Source organism: Herbiconiux solani NBRC 106740 (assembly GCF_001571005.1).
Taxonomy (GTDB): Bacteria; Actinomycetota; Actinomycetes; order Actinomycetales; family Microbacteriaceae; genus Herbiconiux; species Herbiconiux solani.
The window spans coordinates 1-17,833 of record NZ_BCST01000006.1 but is presented as its reverse complement, the minus strand read 5'-3'; the positions used below and the strand labels follow the sequence as shown (position 1 = coordinate 17,833).

Here is a 17,833-nt window from a genome sequence, read left to right as displayed (position 1 = left end):
GGAACCAGCATGGCTGGTCCCCCCGACCGATCCGCGTTCGTCGAACGCGTGGGTGTTACGGGGTCGAGGGCGACTCGACCTTGATGCTGCCGTCGATGATGCCGGCCTTGATCTTGTCCAGCTCACCCTGCAGGTCGCTCGAGACCTTGCTCTCGAAGTCGTGGAACGGGGCGATTCCGACGCCGTCGTTCTCGAGCGTGCCCACGAACGGGGTGGCGTCGAACTTGCCGTCGGCGGCGGTGTCGGTCACGTCGACCACACCGGCCTTGACGCCCTTCAGCACCGAGGTGAGGAAGAGGTCCTTGAGGTCCGGAGCGGTCTCGTAGTTGTCGGAGTCGACACCGACGAGGGCGATGTTCTTGCCCGAGTCGCGAACGGCCTCACCGGCGGAGAGGAAGATCGGTCCACCGACGGGCAGGATGACGTCCGCGCCCTGGTCGATGAGCGACTGAGCGGCGGTCTTGGCCTCGACGCCGGCGGCGAAGCCACCGGTGAACGAACCGGTCTGGGCTGCGACGTCCCAGCCGATGGCCTTGACGCTCTTGCCCTTCTCCTGGTTGTAGTAGTTGACGCCGTCGACGAAGCCGTCCATGAAGATGGTGACCGACGGGATCTGCATGCCACCGAAGGTTCCGACGGTGCCGGAGGTGCTGTAGCTGGCGGCGGTGTAGCCGGCCAGGAACGCGGCCTGAGCGGTGTCGAAGACGATCGGCTTGACGTTCGGCAGGTCGATCGACGAGTCGTCGATGATCGAGAAGCTGGTCTCGGGGTTCGCCTCGGCCGCGGCCTTGGTCGCGTCGGCGAGGAGGAAGCCGACCGAGATGATCAGGTTGCAGTCCTGCGAGATGAGGTTGTCGATGTTCGGCGCGAAGTCGGTGTCGGCCGAGGACTCGACGGTGACGGCCTTGACGCCGAGGGCGTCAGCGGCGTCGTTGATGCCCTCGTAGCCGGCCTGGTTGAACGACTTGTCGTCGAACCCGCCCGAGTCGGAGACCATGCAGGGGATGAAGTCGCCCCCGGCGGCGGCGCTGCCGGTGGACGCGGTGTCCGACGGAGCGGACGCGCATCCGGCGAGAAGGGCGGCCACGCCCAGGGTGGCGAAGCCGGCCACGCTGACGCGGCGCAGGTTGATGCTCAAGATGTCCTCCAAGATGCTGCCCTGCCTCAGAAGCGCAGGGGCTGTGTGACTGAACACGTTACCGAAAGTTACGCCTCGGGGCAGGGCGAGGACGGCATCGGGTCGGAAGCGTTACAAAGCCGCGACCACGTTGTAATCTGCGCGAAATGTCCAGGCCCCCGCGCTGGAACGCGAAGGCATCCGCAATGCAACGCGGAGGCCTCCGCAGGGGAACGCGAAGGCCTCCGCGCCGTGACGCGGAGGCCTCCTCAGCCGGATCTCCTGCGCCTACGGCGTGCTCGGCGACTGCACCGTGATCGACCCCGCGGTGATCTGCGAGGACAGGTCGGCGATCTCGCTGCTGAGCTCGGTGGGGACGTTCGACTCCTGGTCGTGGAAGGGCGCGAGCGCCACTCCCCCGTTGCCCAGGGTGCCGACGAACGGCTCCGGCGAGAAGTCCCCGCCGATGTCCGCCCCGACGATCTCGACGACCGCGTCACCGGTGTTCTTCATCACGCTGGTCAGGAGCAGCGGCTTGTACTCGGCCGGGAGGGTGTCGTAGCCGTCGTTGTCGACCCAGATGATCGAGACGCCCGAGTTCTCCAGGGCCGCGGCGGCCGCGCCCTCGCCGACCTGGCCGGCGACCGGCAGGATGATGTCCACGCCCTGGTCGATGAAGCTCTGCGTGACCGTCTTGCCCTTGTTGATGTCCTCGAAGTCGCCGGTGAACACGCCGTCCTGGGCGTTCTTGTCCCAGCCGAGCGCCTGCACCTGCGTGCCGTGCACCTCGTTGTACTTCGCGACGCCGTCGACGAAGCCGTCCATGAACAGGGTCACCGGGGGCTGGTTGCCCCCGCCGAAGGTCGCGACCCTGCCGGTCTTCGTCACCCCGGCGGCGAGGTAGCCGGCGAGGTAGGAGGCCTGGGCCGTGTCGAAGAGGATGGGCTTCACGTTCGGGGCCTCGACGGTCTCGTCGACGATCGCGAAGTGCGTGTCCGGGTTGCTGCCGGCCTCGGCGAGCGTCGCGTCGGCGAGCTCGTAGCCGACCGTGAGCACGAAGCCGCATCCGCTGTCGACCGCCTGAGACACGTTGGGCGCCAGGTCGGTCTCGTTCGTGGAGACCAGCACCTGCGCGTCGATCCCGAACTGCGACTGGGCCTTCTCCAGGCCCTCCCAGCTCGACTGGTTGAACGAGCGGTCGTCGAGGCCGCCGGAGTTCGTGACCATGCGGGCGCAGTAGTCGCCCGCGGCGGAGGTGGCGGAGTCGCTGCCGGACGGGGCCGGCGCGTCCGCGCATCCCGTGACGAGCAGGGCGAGGGCGCCGAGCAGGGCGCCGGTGCGGAGGATCCGGGAGGTCGTCGAGGTCGCCATGATCTACAGCACGTCCCCCGAGCCGCCGGCGCGCAGGGCGTCGACGACCGACTTGACCCGCTGGGCGTGCTCGCTGGTGGTCACCAGCAGCGCATCCGGGGTGTCGACCACGACGATGTCGGTGACGCCGATCAGGCTGATCACGCGCTTGGACTGCGAGACGACGATGCCGCTGGACGAGTCGGCGAGCACGCGGGCGTTCTTGCCGAGGATGGCCAGGTCGGTGCCGCGGCCCGAGCTGTGCAGCTTGGCGATGGAGGCGAAGTCGCCCACGTCGTCCCAGTCGAAGTCGCTCGGGATGACGGCGAGGGTGCCCGCGGCGGCGGCCGGCTCGGCCACCGAGTAGTCGATCGCGATCTTCTTCAGCGTCGGCCAGACCTTGTCGACGACCTCGCCGCGCCGCGGGGTGTCCCACGCGTCGGCGAGCTCGAGCACACCGGCGAGCAGTTCGGGCTCGGAGGCGCCGAGCTGCTCGAGCAGGCGGTCGGCGCGGGTGATGAACATCCCCGCGTTCCAGAGGTAGTTGCCCGCCTTGAGGTAGCGCTTGGCGGTGGCGAGGTCCGGCTTCTCGACGAAGTTGTCGACGCGCAGAGCGCTGGGGGCGCCCTCGACCTGCATGGGCTCGGCGCAGCGGATGTAGCCGAAGCCGACCGCCGCATCCGTCGGGGTGATGCCGATGGTGGTGATGTAGCCCTGGTCGGCCACGATCACGGCCTGCGCGACTGCGGCGCGGAAGCGGTCGGGGTTGGTGATCACGTGGTCGGCGGCGAACGAGCCGATGATCACGCCGGGCTCGCGGCGCTCCAGGATGGCGGCGGCGAGGGCGATGGCCGCGGTGGAGTCGCGCGGCTCGCTCTCGAGCACGACGTTCACGTCCTGCAGCTCGGGCAGCTGCTCCTCGACGGCGGCGCGGTGGGCGCGGCCGGTGACGACCATGATGCGGTGCGATCCGGAGAGCGGCGCGAGCCGGTCCCAGGTGTCGCGGAGCAGGCTCTGACCGGAGCCGCTCAGGTCGTGCAGGAACTTCGGCGCATCGGCCCGGGAGAGCGGCCACAGCCGGGAGCCGATGCCTCCGGCGGGGATGACGCTGTAGAGCCGCTCGAGCGGGGAGGAGGGGGAGTTCATAGGCCACAGCCTAACCGCCGACCCCCGCACCGTCCCCGCCATCATCCGCTCACTCCCCCGCCACGTCCTCGACACCATCGGTCCACCTCTCCTTCCTAACCTTCGAACGTGGCCGGTTGAGGCCGTACGGCGACTGCGGAGGCACGTCATGCGCGTAGCGATCATCAGCGAGAGTTTCCTACCCACCGTCAACGGCGTCACCAACAGCGTCTGCAAGGTGCTCGACCACCTGGCCGACCACGGGCACGACGCCATCGTGATCGCCCCCGCGGCCGGTTCCCCCGCGACCTACCGGGGGTTCCCCGTGCACCAGGTGCCCGCGGTGGCCTACCGTCAGTTCCCGGTGGGCATCCCGAACGCCCAGGTCGCGCGGCTGCTCGCCCGCTTCCAGCCGGATGTGCTGCACGCCGCGTCCCCCTTCCTCCTCGGCGCGCAGGGCATCGCCGCGGCCAACCGCCTCGGCATCCCGTCGGTGGCGGTCTTCCAGACGGATGTCGCCGGCTACGCCCGCCGCAACAAGCTCGGCTCGGCCTCGCGGCTCGCCTGGCGCTTCGTCAAGTGGATCCACGACGGAGCCGACCTGACGCTCGCCCCCTCGCAGGCGTCGCGCCGCGACCTCGAGCGGGCGGGCGTCGACCGCATCCGCCTCTGGGGGCGCGGGGTCGACCTGACGCGCTACCACCCGAACCACCGCGCGCGTCCGACCGCGCAGGCCCTCCGCACCCTGCTGTCCCGGAGCGGCGCCGACACAGTGGTCGGGTACGTCGGCCGGCTCGCACCGGAGAAAGGGCTCGAGCGCCTGCGCGCATTGCACGGGATGACCGGCATCCATCTCGCCATCGTCGGCGAGGGTCCGAGCGACGACCACCTGCGCGGGCTCCTCCGCGGGATGCCGGCGACCTTCCTCGGCCGGCTCTCCGGCGACGACCTCGCCGACGCCTACGCGAGCTTCGACGTCTTCGCGCACACCGGCACCGAGGAGACCTTCGGGCAGACGCTGCAGGAGGCGCACGCGGCGGGCCTCCCGGTCGTCGCCCCCGCGGTCGGCGGGCCCCTCGACCTGGTCGAGCACGGCGTCGACGGCTACCTCTTCGACCCCGACGACCCAGACGACTTCCGGATGCGCGTGGGCGGCCTCGTCGCCGATCCTGCGCTGCGGCTCCGGATGGGCGAGGCGGGGCGCCGGGCGGTGCTCGGCAAGTCGTGGGCGACGCTCTGCGACGAGCTGCTCGGGCACTACCGATCCGTCGCCGCCCCCGTCCTCCTCGTGCGCAAGCGCACTCCGGCCGGCTCACACTCCTGAATACATCGGGGTATTCAGAAGCCGTTCCGCCGCATGATCCCGCGGATCGCCTCGAACGGGGGCCGTGTATACAACTAAGGCCCTCCTAATCCCCGCTTCGGACGAACAGAGCATAGACTGAAGAAGGTCGTCGACCGGATCCGCACCCCTTCCACGTGCGAGCGGCACGATTCGAATGAAGCCAAGGAGGGTTGTTCATGCCTGAGAATTCGGCAGGAACGATGACGCCGAGGCGGCCCGCTGGCACTCTCTATCGCGGCCGTGAAGGCATGTGGTCGTGGGTTCTGCACCGCATCACCGGCGTCGCGATTTTCTTCTTCCTACTCGTGCACGTGCTCGACAGCTCGATGGTGGCCGTCGCTCCCGGTGCGTACAACGCGGTGATCGACACCTACAAGAACCCGATCATGGGGCTCGGTGAGACCGCGCTGGTCGCGGCCATCGTGTTCCACGCGTTCAACGGAATCCGAATCATCCTGATCGACCTGTGGTCGAAGGGTGCCAAGTACCAGCGGGTGATGTTCTACGTCGTGATCGGACTGTGGGTCGTGGCGATGCTCGGCTTCGCGCCGCGCCACCTGATCAACGTGTTCAGCGAGATGGGGCACTGATGGCGACGACGATCGAATCCCCGCGCACCCCGTACTCGGTTCCCCGCAAGCGCGGCGTGAACTGGGAGAAGTGGGGATGGATCTACATGCGCGCTTCGGGCGTGCTCCTGATCATCCTGATCTTCGGCCACCTCTTCGTGAACCTCCTCCTGGGCGAGGGCATCAAGGGCATCGACTTCGGATTCGTCGCCGGCAAGTGGGCGAACCCGTTCTGGCAGGTCTGGGACCTGTTGATGCTCTGGCTCGCGTTCATCCACGGCGGCAACGGAATGCGCACGATCGTGAACGACTACGCGACGCGCCCCCTGACCCGCAAGATCCTGCTCGGCGCCATCCTGTTCTCGGTCGTGGCCGAGATCGTGCTCGGCACCGTCGTGATCTTCGCGTTCGATCCGTGCCCCGCGGGCTCGCCGGCCGATCTGCTGCCGTCGTTCTGCCCGGTCAACCAGTAGTCCCTATCAAGATCAGGCCAAGTATCAGCGTGAGTGAATCTGTGATGCAGTTCGAAGACGGTGCCGTGATCGACGGCGTGCACTACCACCAGTTCGACATCGTGATCGTGGGTGCCGGCGGTGCCGGCATGCGCGCCGCGATCGAGGCGGGCCCCAAGGCCAAGACCGCCGTCATCTCCAAGCTCTACCCGACCCGCTCCCACACCGGAGCGGCGCAGGGCGGCATGGCCGCCGCCCTCGCGAACGTCGAGGAGGACAACTGGGAGTGGCACACCTTCGACACCGTCAAGGGCGGTGACTACCTGGTCGACCAGGATGCCGCCGAGATCCTCGCGAAGGAGGCCATCGACGCGGTCATCGACCTCGAGAACATGGGCCTCCCCTTCAACCGCACCCCCGAGGGCAAGATCGACCAGCGGCGCTTCGGCGGTCACACCCGCGACCACGGCAAGGCGCCCGTGCGCCGAGCCTGCTACGCGGCCGACCGCACGGGTCACATGATCCTGCAGACGCTGTTCCAGAACTGCGTCAAGCTCGGCATCAACTTCTTCAACGAGTACTACGTGCTCGACCTGGTCATGACCGAGGTCGACGGCGTCAAGAAGCCCTCAGGCGTCGTGGCCTTCGAGCTGTCGACCGGCGAGATCCACGTCTTCCAGGCGAAGGCCGTCATCTTCGCCACCGGCGGCTTCGGCAAGATCTACAAGACCACCTCGAACGCCCACACCCTCACCGGTGACGGCGTCGGCATCATCTGGCGGAAGGGCCTGCCGCTGGAGGACATGGAGTTCTTCCAGTTCCACCCGACGGGCCTCGCCGGCCTCGGCATCCTCCTCACCGAGGGAGCGCGAGGCGAGGGCGCGATCCTCCGCAACGCCTCGGGCGAGCGGTTCATGGAGCGCTACGCCCCCACGATCAAAGACCTCGCACCCCGCGACATCGTCGCCCGCTGCATGGTCCAGGAGGTCGCCGAGGGTCGCGGCGCCGGCCCGCACAAGGACTACGTGCTCCTCGACTGCACCCACCTGGGCGCCGAGGTGCTCGAGACCAAGCTCCCCGACATCACCGAGTTCGCCCGCACCTACCTGGGCGTCGACCCGGTCGTCGAGCCGGTGCCCGTGATGCCGACCGCGCACTACGCGATGGGCGGCATCCCGACCAACATCAAGGCCGAGGTGCTCTCGGACAACGACACCGTCGTGCCGGGCCTCTACGCCGCCGGCGAGTGCGCCTGCGTCTCGGTGCACGGCTCGAACCGCCTCGGCACCAACTCGCTGCTCGACATCAACGTGTTCGGCAAGCGCTCGGGCAACAACGCGGCCGACTACGTGCAGACCGTCGACTTCACCCCGCTGCCCGTCGACCCGGCCAAGGCCATCGTCGACCTCGTCGCCTCCCTTCGGGCCGGCACCGGCACCGAGCGGATCTCCGCGATCCGCAAGGAGCTGCAGGACGAGATGGACAAGAACGCCCAGGTGTTCCGCACCGACGAGTCGCTCGCCTCGGTGACGGCGACGATCCACCGCCTGCGCGAGCGCTACCGCAACATCCAGGTGCAGGACAAGGGCAAGCGGTTCAACACCGACCTGCTCGAGGCCATCGAGCTCGGGTTCCTGCTCGACCTGGCCGAGGTCGTCGTGTACTCGGCGCGCAACCGCCAGGAGAGCCGCGGCGGTCACATGCGCGACGACTACCCCAAGCGCGACGACGAGACCTACATGAAGCACACGATGGCGTACCTCTCGGGTGATCCGCACTCGAGCGACGCCGCCGACCACATCCGGCTCGATTGGAAGCCCGTCGTCGTGACGCGCTACCAGCCGATGGAGAGGAAGTACTGATGTCGATGGTTATCGACGAGGCCCCCGCGGGCGGCCCGGCACCCGAAGCGCCCATCGAGGCGTTCACCGTCACCCTGATCATCCGTCGCTTCGACCCCGACACCGACACCGAGCCGCGCTGGCAGGACTTCGACGTCGAGATGTTCGCGACCGACCGCATCCTCGACGCGCTGCACAAGATCAAGTGGGAGCAGGACGGGTCGCTGACCTTCCGCCGCTCCTGTGCGCACGGCATCTGCGGCTCGGACGCGATGCGGATCAACGGCCGCAACCGGCTGGCCTGCAAGACGCTGATCAAAGACCTCGACATCTCGAAGCCGATCTACGTCGAGGCCATCAAGGGCCTGCCGCTGGAGAAGGACCTGATCGTCGACATGGACCCGTTCTTCGAGTCCTTCCGTGAGGTGCAGCCCTTCCTGCAGTCCAACTCGGCGCCGCCGAAGGACAAGGAGCGCATCCAGTCGGTCGCCGACCGCGCCCGCTTCGACGACACCACCAAGTGCATCCTCTGCGCCGCGTGCACCTCGTCGTGCCCCGTGTTCTGGACAGACGGGCAGTACTTCGGCCCCGCCGCGATCGTCAACGCGCACCGCTTCATCTTCGACTCGCGCGACGACGCGGCGCAGACGCGGCTCGACATCCTGAACGACAAGGAAGGCGTGTGGCGCTGCCGCACGACCTTCAACTGCACGGATGCCTGCCCCCGCGGCATCCAGGTGACCCAGGCGATCGCCGAGGTCAAGCAGGCCATCATGCGCGGCAAGCCGTAGCGGCTTCCCCTGCGTGCGGCCCGCTCTCGGGCGCTGACGACGGAGCCTCGGTCCCCTCCCGGACCGAGGCTCCGTCGTTTTGGGCCCAGCCGCGGGGCGGAGGACGGGCGGGCGCGGGCCGACCGTTCTAGGCTCGGGGCATGAGCGATCAGGGGCGCGGCGGCACCGCCGTGAAGGACGACAAGGCCACGACCGAGAGCAGCGTCGCCGGCAAGCCCACGATCGAGGTCGAGAAGAAGACCGAGGTCGAGAAGCCAAAGACCGGCATCCAGAAGTTCATCGCCTGGGTGATGGCGCTGCGGCCGGTGCGGGTCTTCCTGCGCTTCGGCGCGAGCGGCGGCGAGATCATGGCGTCGGGCATGTCGTTCCAGGCCGTGTTCGCGATCTTCGCGGGTATCTGGGTCGGTTTCTCGATCTTCGGGATCGTGCTGGCCGGAAACCCGGATCTGCTGAAAGCGGTGGTCGACCAGCTCGGCAGCGCCATCCCGGGACTCATCGGAGAGAACGGCGCGATCAAGCCGGAGGCGCTCTCCGAGGCGCGGATCCTCGGCTGGACCGGCGCGATCGCCCTGGTCGGTCTGGTGCTCACCGCGGTCGGCTGGCTGGCATCGACCCGGGACTCGGTGCGGCGGATCTTCAAGCTCGACCCGCCCAAGACCAATCCGGTCGTGCTCAAGCTCAAGGACTTCGGTCTCGCTCTGGGCTTCGGCATCGCGATCGTGCTCTCCTCCGTGGTCAGCCTGATCAGCAACCAGGGCCTCTCGCTCGCCTTCGACCTGCTCGGGATCGACACCGACTCCCCCTTCGCCGGCTTCGTCGGCTGGCTCGTCGGCGTGCTCGTGGTGTTCGTCTTCGACAGCCTCGTGCTGGCCGCGGCCTTCCGCGTGCTCTCGGGCGTCAAGATCCCCCGCAAGCGACTCCTCGCGGGAGCCGCCATCGGCGGTGCCGCGCTCGGCGTGCTGAAGATCCTCGGCAGCCAGCTCCTCGGCGGGGCCACCTCCAACCCCCTGCTGGCCTCGTTCGCGGTGATCATCGGGATCATGATCTTCCTCAACCTGGTCTGCCGCGTCATCCTGATCTCGGCGACCTGGATCGCCGTGGGCATGGACGACGCCGGCATCGACGCCCGCGCCCTCACACCGGAGCAGCAGGAGATCGAGCGCGAGAAGCGGGTGGCGGATGCGCGCGACACCCTGGTCGCGGCCGAGCGCGAGCGGCTCACCGCCGAGCTGGCCACGACCCACGGGCTCGTGCACCGCCGGATCCGCAAGAAGCTCGAACGCCTCGAGCGGCTCGACGAGGCCCGCGCGGTGGAGCTCACCAAGAAGCGCTAGGCGGCGAGGGCGGGGGCGCCGAGGGCCGGCAGCCTCGCGCGGCCCGGTGTCGGAGGCCCCCGATACAGTTGAGTCATGCCCAGCAAGCCCCTCAGAATCGCCTCCGTCAACGTCAACGGCATCCGCGCCGCCTTCCGCAACGGGATGGCCGACTGGCTCGACGGGCGAGGTGTCGACATCCTCGCGCTGCAGGAGGTCCGGGCCCAGACGGAGGACATCGAGGCGCTGGTCGGCGACGACTGGAACATCCTGCACGACCCGGCCACGGCCAAGGGCCGCGCCGGGGTTGCGCTGCTCAGCCGCGACAAGGCGAACATCCACCGGGTCACCCTCGGCCCCGACGACTTCGACAGCGCCGGGCGCTGGCTCGAGGCCGACTACGAGTGGGGCGAGAAACTTGTCACCGTCGTCTCGACCTACGTGCACTCGGGAGAAGACGGCACGCCCAAGCAGGTCGAGAAGTACAAGTTCCTCGACGCGATGGAGGAGCACCTGCCGAAACTCCACGCCCACAACCCGTTGTCGCTCGTCGTCGGCGACCTGAACGTCGGGCACCGGCGCATCGACATCCGCAACTGGCGCGGCAACCAGAAGAAGGCGGGCTTCCTGCCCACCGAACGCGCCTATTTCGACCGCTTCGTCGGCGCGGAGGACGACCCGCAGTACAACGCGGGTGCCGGCCTCGGCTGGGTCGACCTGCATCGTCGCTTCGAGGGCGAGGTCGAGGGCCCGTACACCTGGTGGTCGCAGCGCGGCCGCGCCTTCGACAACGACACCGGCTGGCGCATCGACTACCAGCTCGCCACCTCCGAGCTGGCCGCAACGGCCACCTCGTACACGATCGACCGCGCCGCCTCGCACGAGGCCCGGTGGAGCGATCACGCCCCGGTCGTCGTCGACTACGACCTGTAGTCGAGTTCTACCGGTAGTCCCCGACAGGTCGTGGCCGACCACGACCTGCGGCCGGCCACGACCTGTAGGCGCACCGCCTCACGGTCGCCGCCACCGAACCTCCCCGGGCGCGCCGCCGCTTCTGCGACGCCGCGCACCACGACTACGCTCGGAGATGCCATGACTGAACCGAAACCGCGCCTCCTCTCGGGCATGCAGCCCTCCGCCGACTCCCTCCACCTGGGCAACTACATCGGCGCCCTCCTCAGCTGGAAGGCCCTGCAAGAGACGCACGACGCCTTCTTCTTCCTCGCCGACCTGCACGCGATCACCGTGCCCCAGGAGCCCGAGCTGCTGCGCGCGAACACCCGCCGCACCACGGCGCAGTACATCGCGGCCGGCATCGACCCCTCGCGCTCCACACTCTTCGTGCAGTCGCAGGTGCCCGCCCACGCCGAGCTGGCCTGGGTGCTGAACACCCTCACCGGCTTCGGCGAGGCGTCGCGGATGACCCAGTTCAAGGACAAGGCGGCCAAGCAGGGCCAGGAGGCCGCATCCGTGGGCCTGTTCACCTACCCGATCCTGCAGGCCGGCGACATCCTGCTCTACCAGGCCGTCGACGTGCCCGTGGGCGAAGACCAGCGGCAGCACATCGAGCTGACGCGCGATCTCGCGGGCCGCTTCAACTCGCGGTTCGGCGACACCTTCACGGTGCCGAAGCCCTACATCCTGAAGGACACGGCGAAGATCTTCGACCTGCAGAACCCGTCGTCGAAGATGTCGAAGTCGGCCGAGTCGCACGCCGGCCTGATCTGGCTGATGGACGAGCCGAAGGTCACGGCGAAGAAGATCATGCGCGCCGTCACCGACACCGACGGCGAGGTCCGCTACGACCGCGAGGCGAAGCCGGGCCTGGCGAACCTGCTGACGATCTTCGCGATCCTCGACAACCGGTCGATCGAGTCCGTCGTCGAGGAGTTCGCGGGCGGCGGCTACGGCGCCCTCAAGAAGGCGCTGGCCGAGGTGGTCGTCGGCACGCTCGAGCCCATCCGCGCGCGTACCCTCGAGCTGCTCGACGACCCGGGCGAGCTCGACCGCATCCTGGGCCTCAACGCCGAGCGCGCCAACGAGGTCGCCCAGCAGACGCTCGACACGGTCTACGACCGCGTCGGGTTCCTCCGCCGGGTGCGCTGAGTCGAGCCCACCCCGCTCCGGTCGTCACCGGGTCTCGTCGATCGCCCCCACGATCTCTTCGCGCACGCGGCGCAGGTCTTCCAGGAGCGACCCGATCAGGATCCAGTGGGCCGGATCCGGCACGATCGCCTTCAGCGGCGCCGTGAGAGCGGGTTCGTCGGCGACGGCGGCAGCAGCGTCCGCGGCCGCCTGCCCGCCGTTCTCGTCCGCCAGGACCAGCCGGAGGTCGTGCGCCGCCCGCCGCAGCTGATCCGCGATGCCGATCGCCGTCGGCTCCTCGTGCAGAGTGTCGTCGTAGTGGTCGTTGAGCGCGCGGGCCATGCCCAGCACCCGCTGCACGACGATCACGAGCATCGCCTGGCGCTCGAGGTCGGCCTTCAGCAGGTCACGATGCCCGGTGCGCCGCGGGTTGAACCGCAGGCTCTCCTCGGCCGCATCCAGGAGCCCTTGCGACTTCGCCTGCATCGGGCGCAGCAGCCGCGCCTCGACGAGCATCCCGGTGCGGTACGCCCCGTCGGTCGGCTCGCTGAGCACCGTCGCCAGTGCGTCCATCGTGCGGGCGACCTCCCGGCCGAGCGCATTGACCGCGTCGTGCGCCGGCTGCAGCGCCACCGGCGGCACGATCAGCCAGTTGACGACCACGCCGATGATCGCCCCGATCACGGTCTCGATGATCCGCTCGACCGCGTAGCCGGGGGTCTGGGCGCCGATCGAGAGCACGAGCATCGCGCTGATCGGGATCTGCACGGTCGAGGACTGCGGGAACCGCAGCGCCCAGCCGACGAGCAGCGAGATGACGATGGCGGCGAGCACGAGCCAACTCGGGGCTCCGAAGACGAGCGCGGCGAGGTACGCCACCACGACCCCGACGATCACGCCGATCGAGCGCTCGATGGCCCGGCTGAACGACTGGTTGACGCTCGGCTGCACGACGATGATCGCGGCGATCGCGCCGAACACCGGCACCTGGCCGGGGGCGATGAACGAGCAGAGGATCCAGGCGATCACCGCGGCCGCGGCGGTCTTCAGCACCTGGAGCAAGGGCGTGCGCTGCTGGGCCTGGAACGCCCGGGCCGGCGCGAGCGTGGCCTTCGCGGCGGCACTCCACCGCGACCGGGCGCTCTCGTTCGACCTCACCCTCTCCACAGTAGGCTGAAACCGGCCTGGAGACCGGCCGCAGGATCACCGCGGGCCCACCCCAGGACCACCGCGGGTCCACCGCAGGACGGTCGACGCGCGGGCCGACCGCATCGAGGAGGATGACGTGCTCAAAGGGATCGATCCGCTGCTGAACGGCGAGGTGCTCCGCATCCTCGACCTGATGGGCCACGGTGACGAGTTGGTGCTCGCCGACCGCAACTTCCCGGCCCACGCCGGCGGCAAGCCGGTGCTCTGGATGGGCGAGTCCGGCGTGGTCCGCACGGCCGAGGCCATCCTGAGCGTCTTCCCGCTCGACACCTTCATCGAGCAGCCGCTGGCCCGGATGCAGATCGGCGACGACCCGTCGGCCGAGAACGACACCCAGCGCGCAGTGGTCGACGTGGCGAGGACGACGAACCCGCACGTGACCGGCTTCGAGGTCGTCCCCCGCTTCGATCTCTACGCCCGCGCCGCCCGCGCCTTCGCGGTGGTGCAGACGCTCGAGACCGCGCCCTACTGTGTCTTCGTCTTGACCAAGGGCGTCGTCTGAACCCGGTGCGGCCCGAACACCCACACCCGGTAGAGCACGAACCGGAACGCGGCGCCGAGGATCAGCCCGATCACGTTTCCCGAGATGTTGTCGGCCAGGAGCGACCGGTAGCCCAGCACGTAGTGCGAGACCCACAGGCACGCGAGGCCGATGCCCATTCCGGCGATGCTCACGGCGAAGAACTCGACGCTCTCGCGCAGGACGTCGTGCCGGCGGCGGTCGCGGAAGGTCCAGAACCGGTTGCCCAGCCAGTTGACCAGGATGGCCAGCGCGGTCGAGATCAGCTTGGCGATGACGGGCCCGCCGTGCATGTTCTCCGGGTCCATCACCGTGGTGCGCAGCAGGTTGAACACCCCGAAGTCGACGACGAAGCCGATGCCCCCGATCAGGCCGAATCGGATGAACTCCGTGGCGAGGACGCGGAGTCGCGACCTCGGTGCGGGAGCACTGCTCATAGAGGGACTACCGTTTCCGACCGATGCGTGAAGCTAGGGACTTTTCGAATCTTGCGAGGCAATGCTGAGCGTTGCTGGGGAGCGAGAGCAGAAAGCAACGATACGCTTTTCCCCGGCGCTCACTCTCGCGGCCATTGAATGATAGAGGAAACTGTGGCGAAAACCGTCGTCGTGATACCGACCTACAACGAGATCGGCTCGATCTCGAGCGTGATCGAACGCATCCTGAACACGGACGCCGCGGCGAACGTTCTCATCGTCGACGACAACTCGCCCGACGGCACCGGCGACCTCGTCGACCGGATGGCGGCCGACGACGAGCGCATCCACGTCATCCACCGCACCGAGAAGAACGGCCTCGGTGCCGCCTACGGCGCCGGCTTCCGCTGGGCGCTCGAGCACGGCTACGACTTCATCGTGGAGATGGACGCCGACGGCTCGCACCAGCCCGAGGAGCTGCCGCGGCTGCAGGCCCTCCTCGCCGACGGCTGCGACATGGCGATCGGCGCGCGCTGGATCCCGGGCGGCGTCATCGTCAACTGGCCCTGGTACCGCAAGGCGATCTCCCGCACCGGCACCTTCTACTCGCGCCTCATGCTCCGCTCGAAGCTGCACGACCTGACCAGTGGGTACCGCGGCTTCCGCGCCGAGTCGCTGCGTGCGCTCGACATGAACGCGGTCGACTCGCAGGGCTACGGCTTCCAGGTCGAGATGGCCTGGCTGTTCGAGCGCTCCGGCGCGAAGATCGGCGAGTTCCCGATCACCTTCGTCGAGCGAGCCGAGGGCGTGTCGAAGATGTCGACCGGCATCGTGATCGAGGCTCTGCTCAAGGTCACCGGCTGGGGCCTGTCGAGCCTCGTCGGCAAGGCGCCCGCGCGCCTCGCCCTGCCCGCCCGCCGCTGAAGCGGCCTTTCGACCGACCATTCAACGGCCCGCCCGCCGCTGAGCGCCCGCCCCGGAATTATCCGGTGCGACGGCTGGTTGAGGTATAACTGAGAGATCAGTAACGTGCTCCGGGGTCAGTGAGAATCTGAACCGGCGGTGATAGTCCGCGAACTGACGAGACACTGCCTGCAGTGCTTCCGAGGTTGATCCGGTGAAATTCCGGAACCGACGGTGATGGTCCGATCGAAAGACCGGATCGAGTCCGGATGGGAGGATGCACGGGTGGTGTCGCGCGAGCGATCCCACCGGCACTTCTGTGCGCACCCCGGAGCCCGTCGAAGGACGAGGACCGGATGAACGTAGTTCTGAGCGAGACCGACGCGATGCGTCGCGCCCTCGGACTCGCCCTCCAGGGCCCCCGCTCCGGCGTCAATCCGCAGGTGGGCTGCGTGATCCTCTCCCCCGCCGGCGAGCTCCTCGCCGAAGGCTGGCACCACGGCGCCGGCACCCCGCACGCCGAGATCGAGGCGCTGACCCGGCTCGCCGAACAGGGCGGCAGCGCCGAGGGCGCGACCGCCGTCGTCACCCTCGAACCCTGCAACCACCACGGCCGCACCGGCCCGTGCAGCCTCGCGCTGATCGAGGCTGGAATCGCCCGCGTCGTCTATGCCGTCGCCGACCCGGGGGTCCGGTCCGCGGGCGGTGGCGAGCGGATGCGCGAGGCCGGCGTCCGGGTCGAACACGGCCTCGAGGCTCCCGCGGTCGAGGAGGCGATCCGCCCCTGGCTCACGTCGGTGCGGCTCGGACGCCCGTTCGTGACGGTGAAGTGGGCGTCGAGCCTGGACGGCCGGGCCGCGGCCGCCGACGGCTCGAGCCGCTGGATCACCGGACCCGAGGCCCGCGCCGACGTGCACCTCCGCCGCTCCGAGGCCGACGTGATCGCGGTCGGCACCGGCACCGTGCTCGCCGACGACCCCGCGCTCACGGCGCGAGCCGCCACCGGCGACGACACCACCGGCAGCAGCACGCCCGCCGGCACCGGCACCGACGCCGGCACGCACACCGACACCCCTGACACCCTTTACCCCCACCAGCCCGCCCCCGTCGTCATCGGCGAGCGCCCCGTGCCCGCCGGGTCGCGCCTGCACGCGCATCCGCTGCCCCTCCGCCACTTCCCCACCCACGACCTCCACGCCGTGCTCGACGAGCTCTACCGCGACGAGGTGCGCTCGGTCTTCGTCGAGGGCGGGCCGAGGCTCGCCAGCGCGTTCGTCGCCGCCGGGCTCGCCGACGAGGTGCTCGTGTACCTCGCGCCGACCCTGATCGGCGGCCCCCGTCTCGCCGTCACCGACCTGGGGATCACCCGGATCGACGACCAGCGGCGACTCGACATCCATCACCTCGACCGGCTCGGCCAGGATCTGCGGATCATCGCCCGGCTGCGCGACGAGGCGACCCCCGGCTCGGCGGAATCCTCCGCCCCCTCGAAGGAGTAGAACCGATGTTCACCGGAATCATCGAAGAACTGGGCGACGTGATCGCCCTGACCGAGACCGCGGATGCCGCCGTCATCACCGTGCGCGCACCCCTGGCGGTCAGCGACGCCCGGCACGGCGACTCGATCGCCGTCTCCGGCGTCTGCCTCACCGTGGTCGACCAGACCGAGGACACCTTCACGGCCGACGTGATGAGGCAGACCCTCGCGATGAGCACGATCGGCGACCTCGCCGTCGGCGACCGCGTCAACCTCGAGCGCGCCGCCCGCGTGGGCGACCGGCTAGGCGGCCACATCGTGCAAGGTCACGTCGACGGCACCGGCACGGTGCTCTCGGTCACCCCCGGAGAGGCCTGGAGCGTGCTGCGTTTCTCGCTCGACCCGGAGCTCGCACCCCTGGTCGTCGGGAAGGGATCGATCTCGGTCTCCGGCGTCTCCCTCACGGTCTCGGACGTCGGCGACGACTGGTTCGAGGTCTCCCTCATCCCCGAGACACTGAGCGCCACCACGCTCGGCACCCTCGTCGTCGGCGACCGGGTGAACCTCGAGACCGACATCCTCGCCCGCCACGTCGAGCGTCTGCTGACCCTCAGGAGTGGATCATGACAGCCTTCTCCCCCATCCCCGAGGTGCTCGAGGCGCTGCGCGCCGGGCGCCCCGTGCTCGTCTCCGACGCTGCCGACCGCGAGAACGAGGGCGACGCGATCATGGCCGCCTCCCTCGCGAGCACCGAGTGGATCGCCTGGATGGTGCGCAACACCTCCGGCTACCTCTGCGCGCCGATGCCCGCCGAGCTCGCCGACCGGCTGGCCCTGCCGCCGATGGTCGTGCAGAGCGAGGACAGCCGCCGCACCGCGTACACGATCACCGTCGACGCGGCCTCGGGCGTGACGACCGGCATCGATGCGCACGACCGCGCGCGCACGCTGAACGTGCTGGCCGACCCCGACTCGACGCCCGCGTCGCTCATCCGCCCCGGGCACGTCATCCCGCTGCGGGCGGTCGACGGCGGGGTGCGCCGCCGCGCCGGCCACACCGAGGCCGCGGTCGAGCTCATGCAGGCCGCCGGGCTCCCCCCGGTCGGCGTGATCGGCGAGATGATCGGCGAGGACGGCTCGGCGATGCGGATGCCCGACCTCCAGCTCACCGCCGCGCGCGACGGACTCGCCATCACGACGATCCAGCTGCTGATCGAGTGGCTCGACGAGCAGGATGCGGCCGCCGGTCTCGCGGTCGCGGCGACCGTGGCCGACGCCCCGCCGCTCGACGCAGCCGAGCTCGCCGCCGCCCAGACCGCCT

At 69.3% G+C, this 17,833-nt stretch carries 18 protein-coding genes and 1 riboswitch; of the genes, 13 read left to right on the top strand and 5 right to left on the bottom strand.

What is annotated here, in order from left to right:
• Positions 1 to 55: 55 nt before the first annotated feature.
• From HSO01S_RS11765 to HSO01S_RS11755, 3 genes are all read right to left on the bottom strand, one after another.
• Positions 56 to 1,138: a BMP family lipoprotein gene (locus tag HSO01S_RS11765; protein ID WP_066041630.1), complete on the bottom strand. Its 1,083-nt coding sequence runs from the start codon at positions 1,136 to 1,138 to the stop codon at positions 56 to 58.
• Positions 1,139 to 1,405: 267 nt separating this feature from the next.
• Positions 1,406 to 2,488 carry a BMP family lipoprotein gene (locus HSO01S_RS11760; RefSeq protein ID WP_066041628.1) on the bottom strand — a complete coding sequence of 361 codons (1,083 nt, stop codon included), beginning with the start codon at positions 2,486 to 2,488 and terminating at the stop codon, positions 1,406 to 1,408.
• A 3-nt stretch (positions 2,489 to 2,491) separates the two neighbouring features.
• Positions 2,492 to 3,613, bottom strand: a complete 1,122-nt coding sequence (locus HSO01S_RS11755) for a mannose-1-phosphate guanylyltransferase (protein ID WP_066041626.1) — start codon at positions 3,611 to 3,613, stop codon at positions 2,492 to 2,494.
• Positions 3,614 to 3,761: 148 nt separating this feature from the next.
• Here HSO01S_RS11755 and HSO01S_RS11750 point away from each other — a divergent pair, with 148 nt between their 5' ends.
• The 8 genes from HSO01S_RS11750 (at position 3,762) to trpS (ending at position 12,009) form a co-directional block, all read left to right on the top strand.
• On the top strand, positions 3,762 to 4,916 hold the full coding sequence (locus tag HSO01S_RS11750) for a glycosyltransferase family 4 protein (protein ID WP_066041624.1): 1,155 nt from the start codon (positions 3,762 to 3,764) through the stop codon (positions 4,914 to 4,916).
• Between the two features lie 197 nt (positions 4,917 to 5,113).
• Entirely contained in the window at positions 5,114 to 5,527 is a 414-nt protein-coding gene (gene sdhC / locus HSO01S_RS11745) for a succinate dehydrogenase, cytochrome b556 subunit (protein WP_084361606.1), read from the top strand.
• On the top strand, positions 5,527 to 5,979 hold the full coding sequence (locus HSO01S_RS11740) for a succinate dehydrogenase hydrophobic membrane anchor subunit (protein WP_066041620.1): 453 nt from the start codon (positions 5,527 to 5,529) through the stop codon (positions 5,977 to 5,979). The genes sdhC and HSO01S_RS11740 overlap by 1 nt, the downstream gene beginning before the upstream one ends.
• A 44-nt stretch (positions 5,980 to 6,023) precedes the next feature.
• Complete coding sequence (gene sdhA, locus HSO01S_RS11735; RefSeq protein ID WP_066041618.1) at positions 6,024 to 7,820, top strand: succinate dehydrogenase flavoprotein subunit; 1,797 nt, start codon at positions 6,024 to 6,026, stop codon at positions 7,818 to 7,820.
• The gene (locus HSO01S_RS11730) at positions 7,820 to 8,590 is read left to right on the top strand and encodes a succinate dehydrogenase iron-sulfur subunit (RefSeq protein ID WP_066041617.1); all 771 of its coding nucleotides are present in this window, start codon (positions 7,820 to 7,822) and stop codon (positions 8,588 to 8,590) included. Before sdhA ends, HSO01S_RS11730 begins: the two co-directional genes overlap by 1 nt.
• 140 nt (positions 8,591 to 8,730) lie before the next feature.
• The gene (locus HSO01S_RS11725) at positions 8,731 to 9,924 is read left to right on the top strand and encodes a YhjD/YihY/BrkB family envelope integrity protein (RefSeq protein ID WP_066041615.1); all 1,194 of its coding nucleotides are present in this window, start codon (positions 8,731 to 8,733) and stop codon (positions 9,922 to 9,924) included.
• 75 nt (positions 9,925 to 9,999) lie between these two features.
• On the top strand, positions 10,000 to 10,836 hold the full coding sequence (locus tag HSO01S_RS11720; protein WP_066041613.1) for an exodeoxyribonuclease III: 837 nt from the start codon (positions 10,000 to 10,002) through the stop codon (positions 10,834 to 10,836).
• Positions 10,837 to 10,995: 159 nt separating this feature from the next.
• The gene (gene trpS / locus HSO01S_RS11715; protein ID WP_066041611.1) at positions 10,996 to 12,009 is read left to right on the top strand and encodes a tryptophan--tRNA ligase; all 1,014 of its coding nucleotides are present in this window, start codon (positions 10,996 to 10,998) and stop codon (positions 12,007 to 12,009) included.
• Between the two features lie 24 nt (positions 12,010 to 12,033).
• Here trpS and HSO01S_RS11710 read toward each other — a convergent pair whose 3' ends face one another.
• Complete coding sequence (locus tag HSO01S_RS11710) at positions 12,034 to 13,146, bottom strand: FUSC family protein (RefSeq protein ID WP_084361605.1); 1,113 nt, start codon at positions 13,144 to 13,146, stop codon at positions 12,034 to 12,036.
• A 127-nt stretch (positions 13,147 to 13,273) separates the two neighbouring features.
• Between HSO01S_RS11710 and HSO01S_RS11705 the strand changes: the two genes are divergently transcribed.
• Positions 13,274 to 13,699 carry an RbsD/FucU family protein gene (locus HSO01S_RS11705; protein ID WP_066041609.1) on the top strand — a complete coding sequence of 142 codons (426 nt, stop codon included), beginning with the start codon at positions 13,274 to 13,276 and terminating at the stop codon, positions 13,697 to 13,699.
• Here HSO01S_RS11705 and HSO01S_RS11700 read toward each other — a convergent pair.
• Positions 13,663 to 14,154: a GtrA family protein gene (locus tag HSO01S_RS11700; protein WP_066041607.1), complete on the bottom strand. Its 492-nt coding sequence runs from the start codon at positions 14,152 to 14,154 to the stop codon at positions 13,663 to 13,665. The two genes, HSO01S_RS11705 and HSO01S_RS11700, sit on opposite strands and share 37 nt — an antisense overlap.
• A 153-nt stretch (positions 14,155 to 14,307) precedes the next feature.
• On the opposite strand from HSO01S_RS11700, the gene HSO01S_RS11695 reads away from it, so the two are divergent.
• From HSO01S_RS11695 to ribB, 4 genes are all read left to right on the top strand, one after another.
• Positions 14,308 to 15,057, top strand: a complete 750-nt coding sequence (locus HSO01S_RS11695; protein ID WP_245635990.1) for a polyprenol monophosphomannose synthase — start codon at positions 14,308 to 14,310, stop codon at positions 15,055 to 15,057.
• A 101-nt stretch (positions 15,058 to 15,158) separates the two neighbouring features.
• A riboswitch (FMN riboswitch) is annotated at positions 15,159 to 15,298 on the top strand.
• A gap of 94 nt (positions 15,299 to 15,392) precedes the next feature.
• Positions 15,393 to 16,535 carry a bifunctional diaminohydroxyphosphoribosylaminopyrimidine deaminase/5-amino-6-(5-phosphoribosylamino)uracil reductase RibD gene (gene ribD / locus HSO01S_RS11690; protein ID WP_066041602.1) on the top strand — a complete coding sequence of 381 codons (1,143 nt, stop codon included), beginning with the start codon at positions 15,393 to 15,395 and terminating at the stop codon, positions 16,533 to 16,535.
• Positions 16,536 to 16,540: 5 nt separating this feature from the next.
• Positions 16,541 to 17,140, top strand: coding sequence for a riboflavin synthase (locus HSO01S_RS11685; protein WP_066041600.1), 600 nt, complete (start codon positions 16,541 to 16,543; stop codon positions 17,138 to 17,140).
• Positions 17,137 to 17,833 (top strand): 3,4-dihydroxy-2-butanone-4-phosphate synthase (ribB, locus tag HSO01S_RS11680; protein ID WP_157079039.1); only part of this gene is annotated, 697 nt, incomplete at its 3' end. The genes HSO01S_RS11685 and ribB, both read left to right, overlap by 4 nt.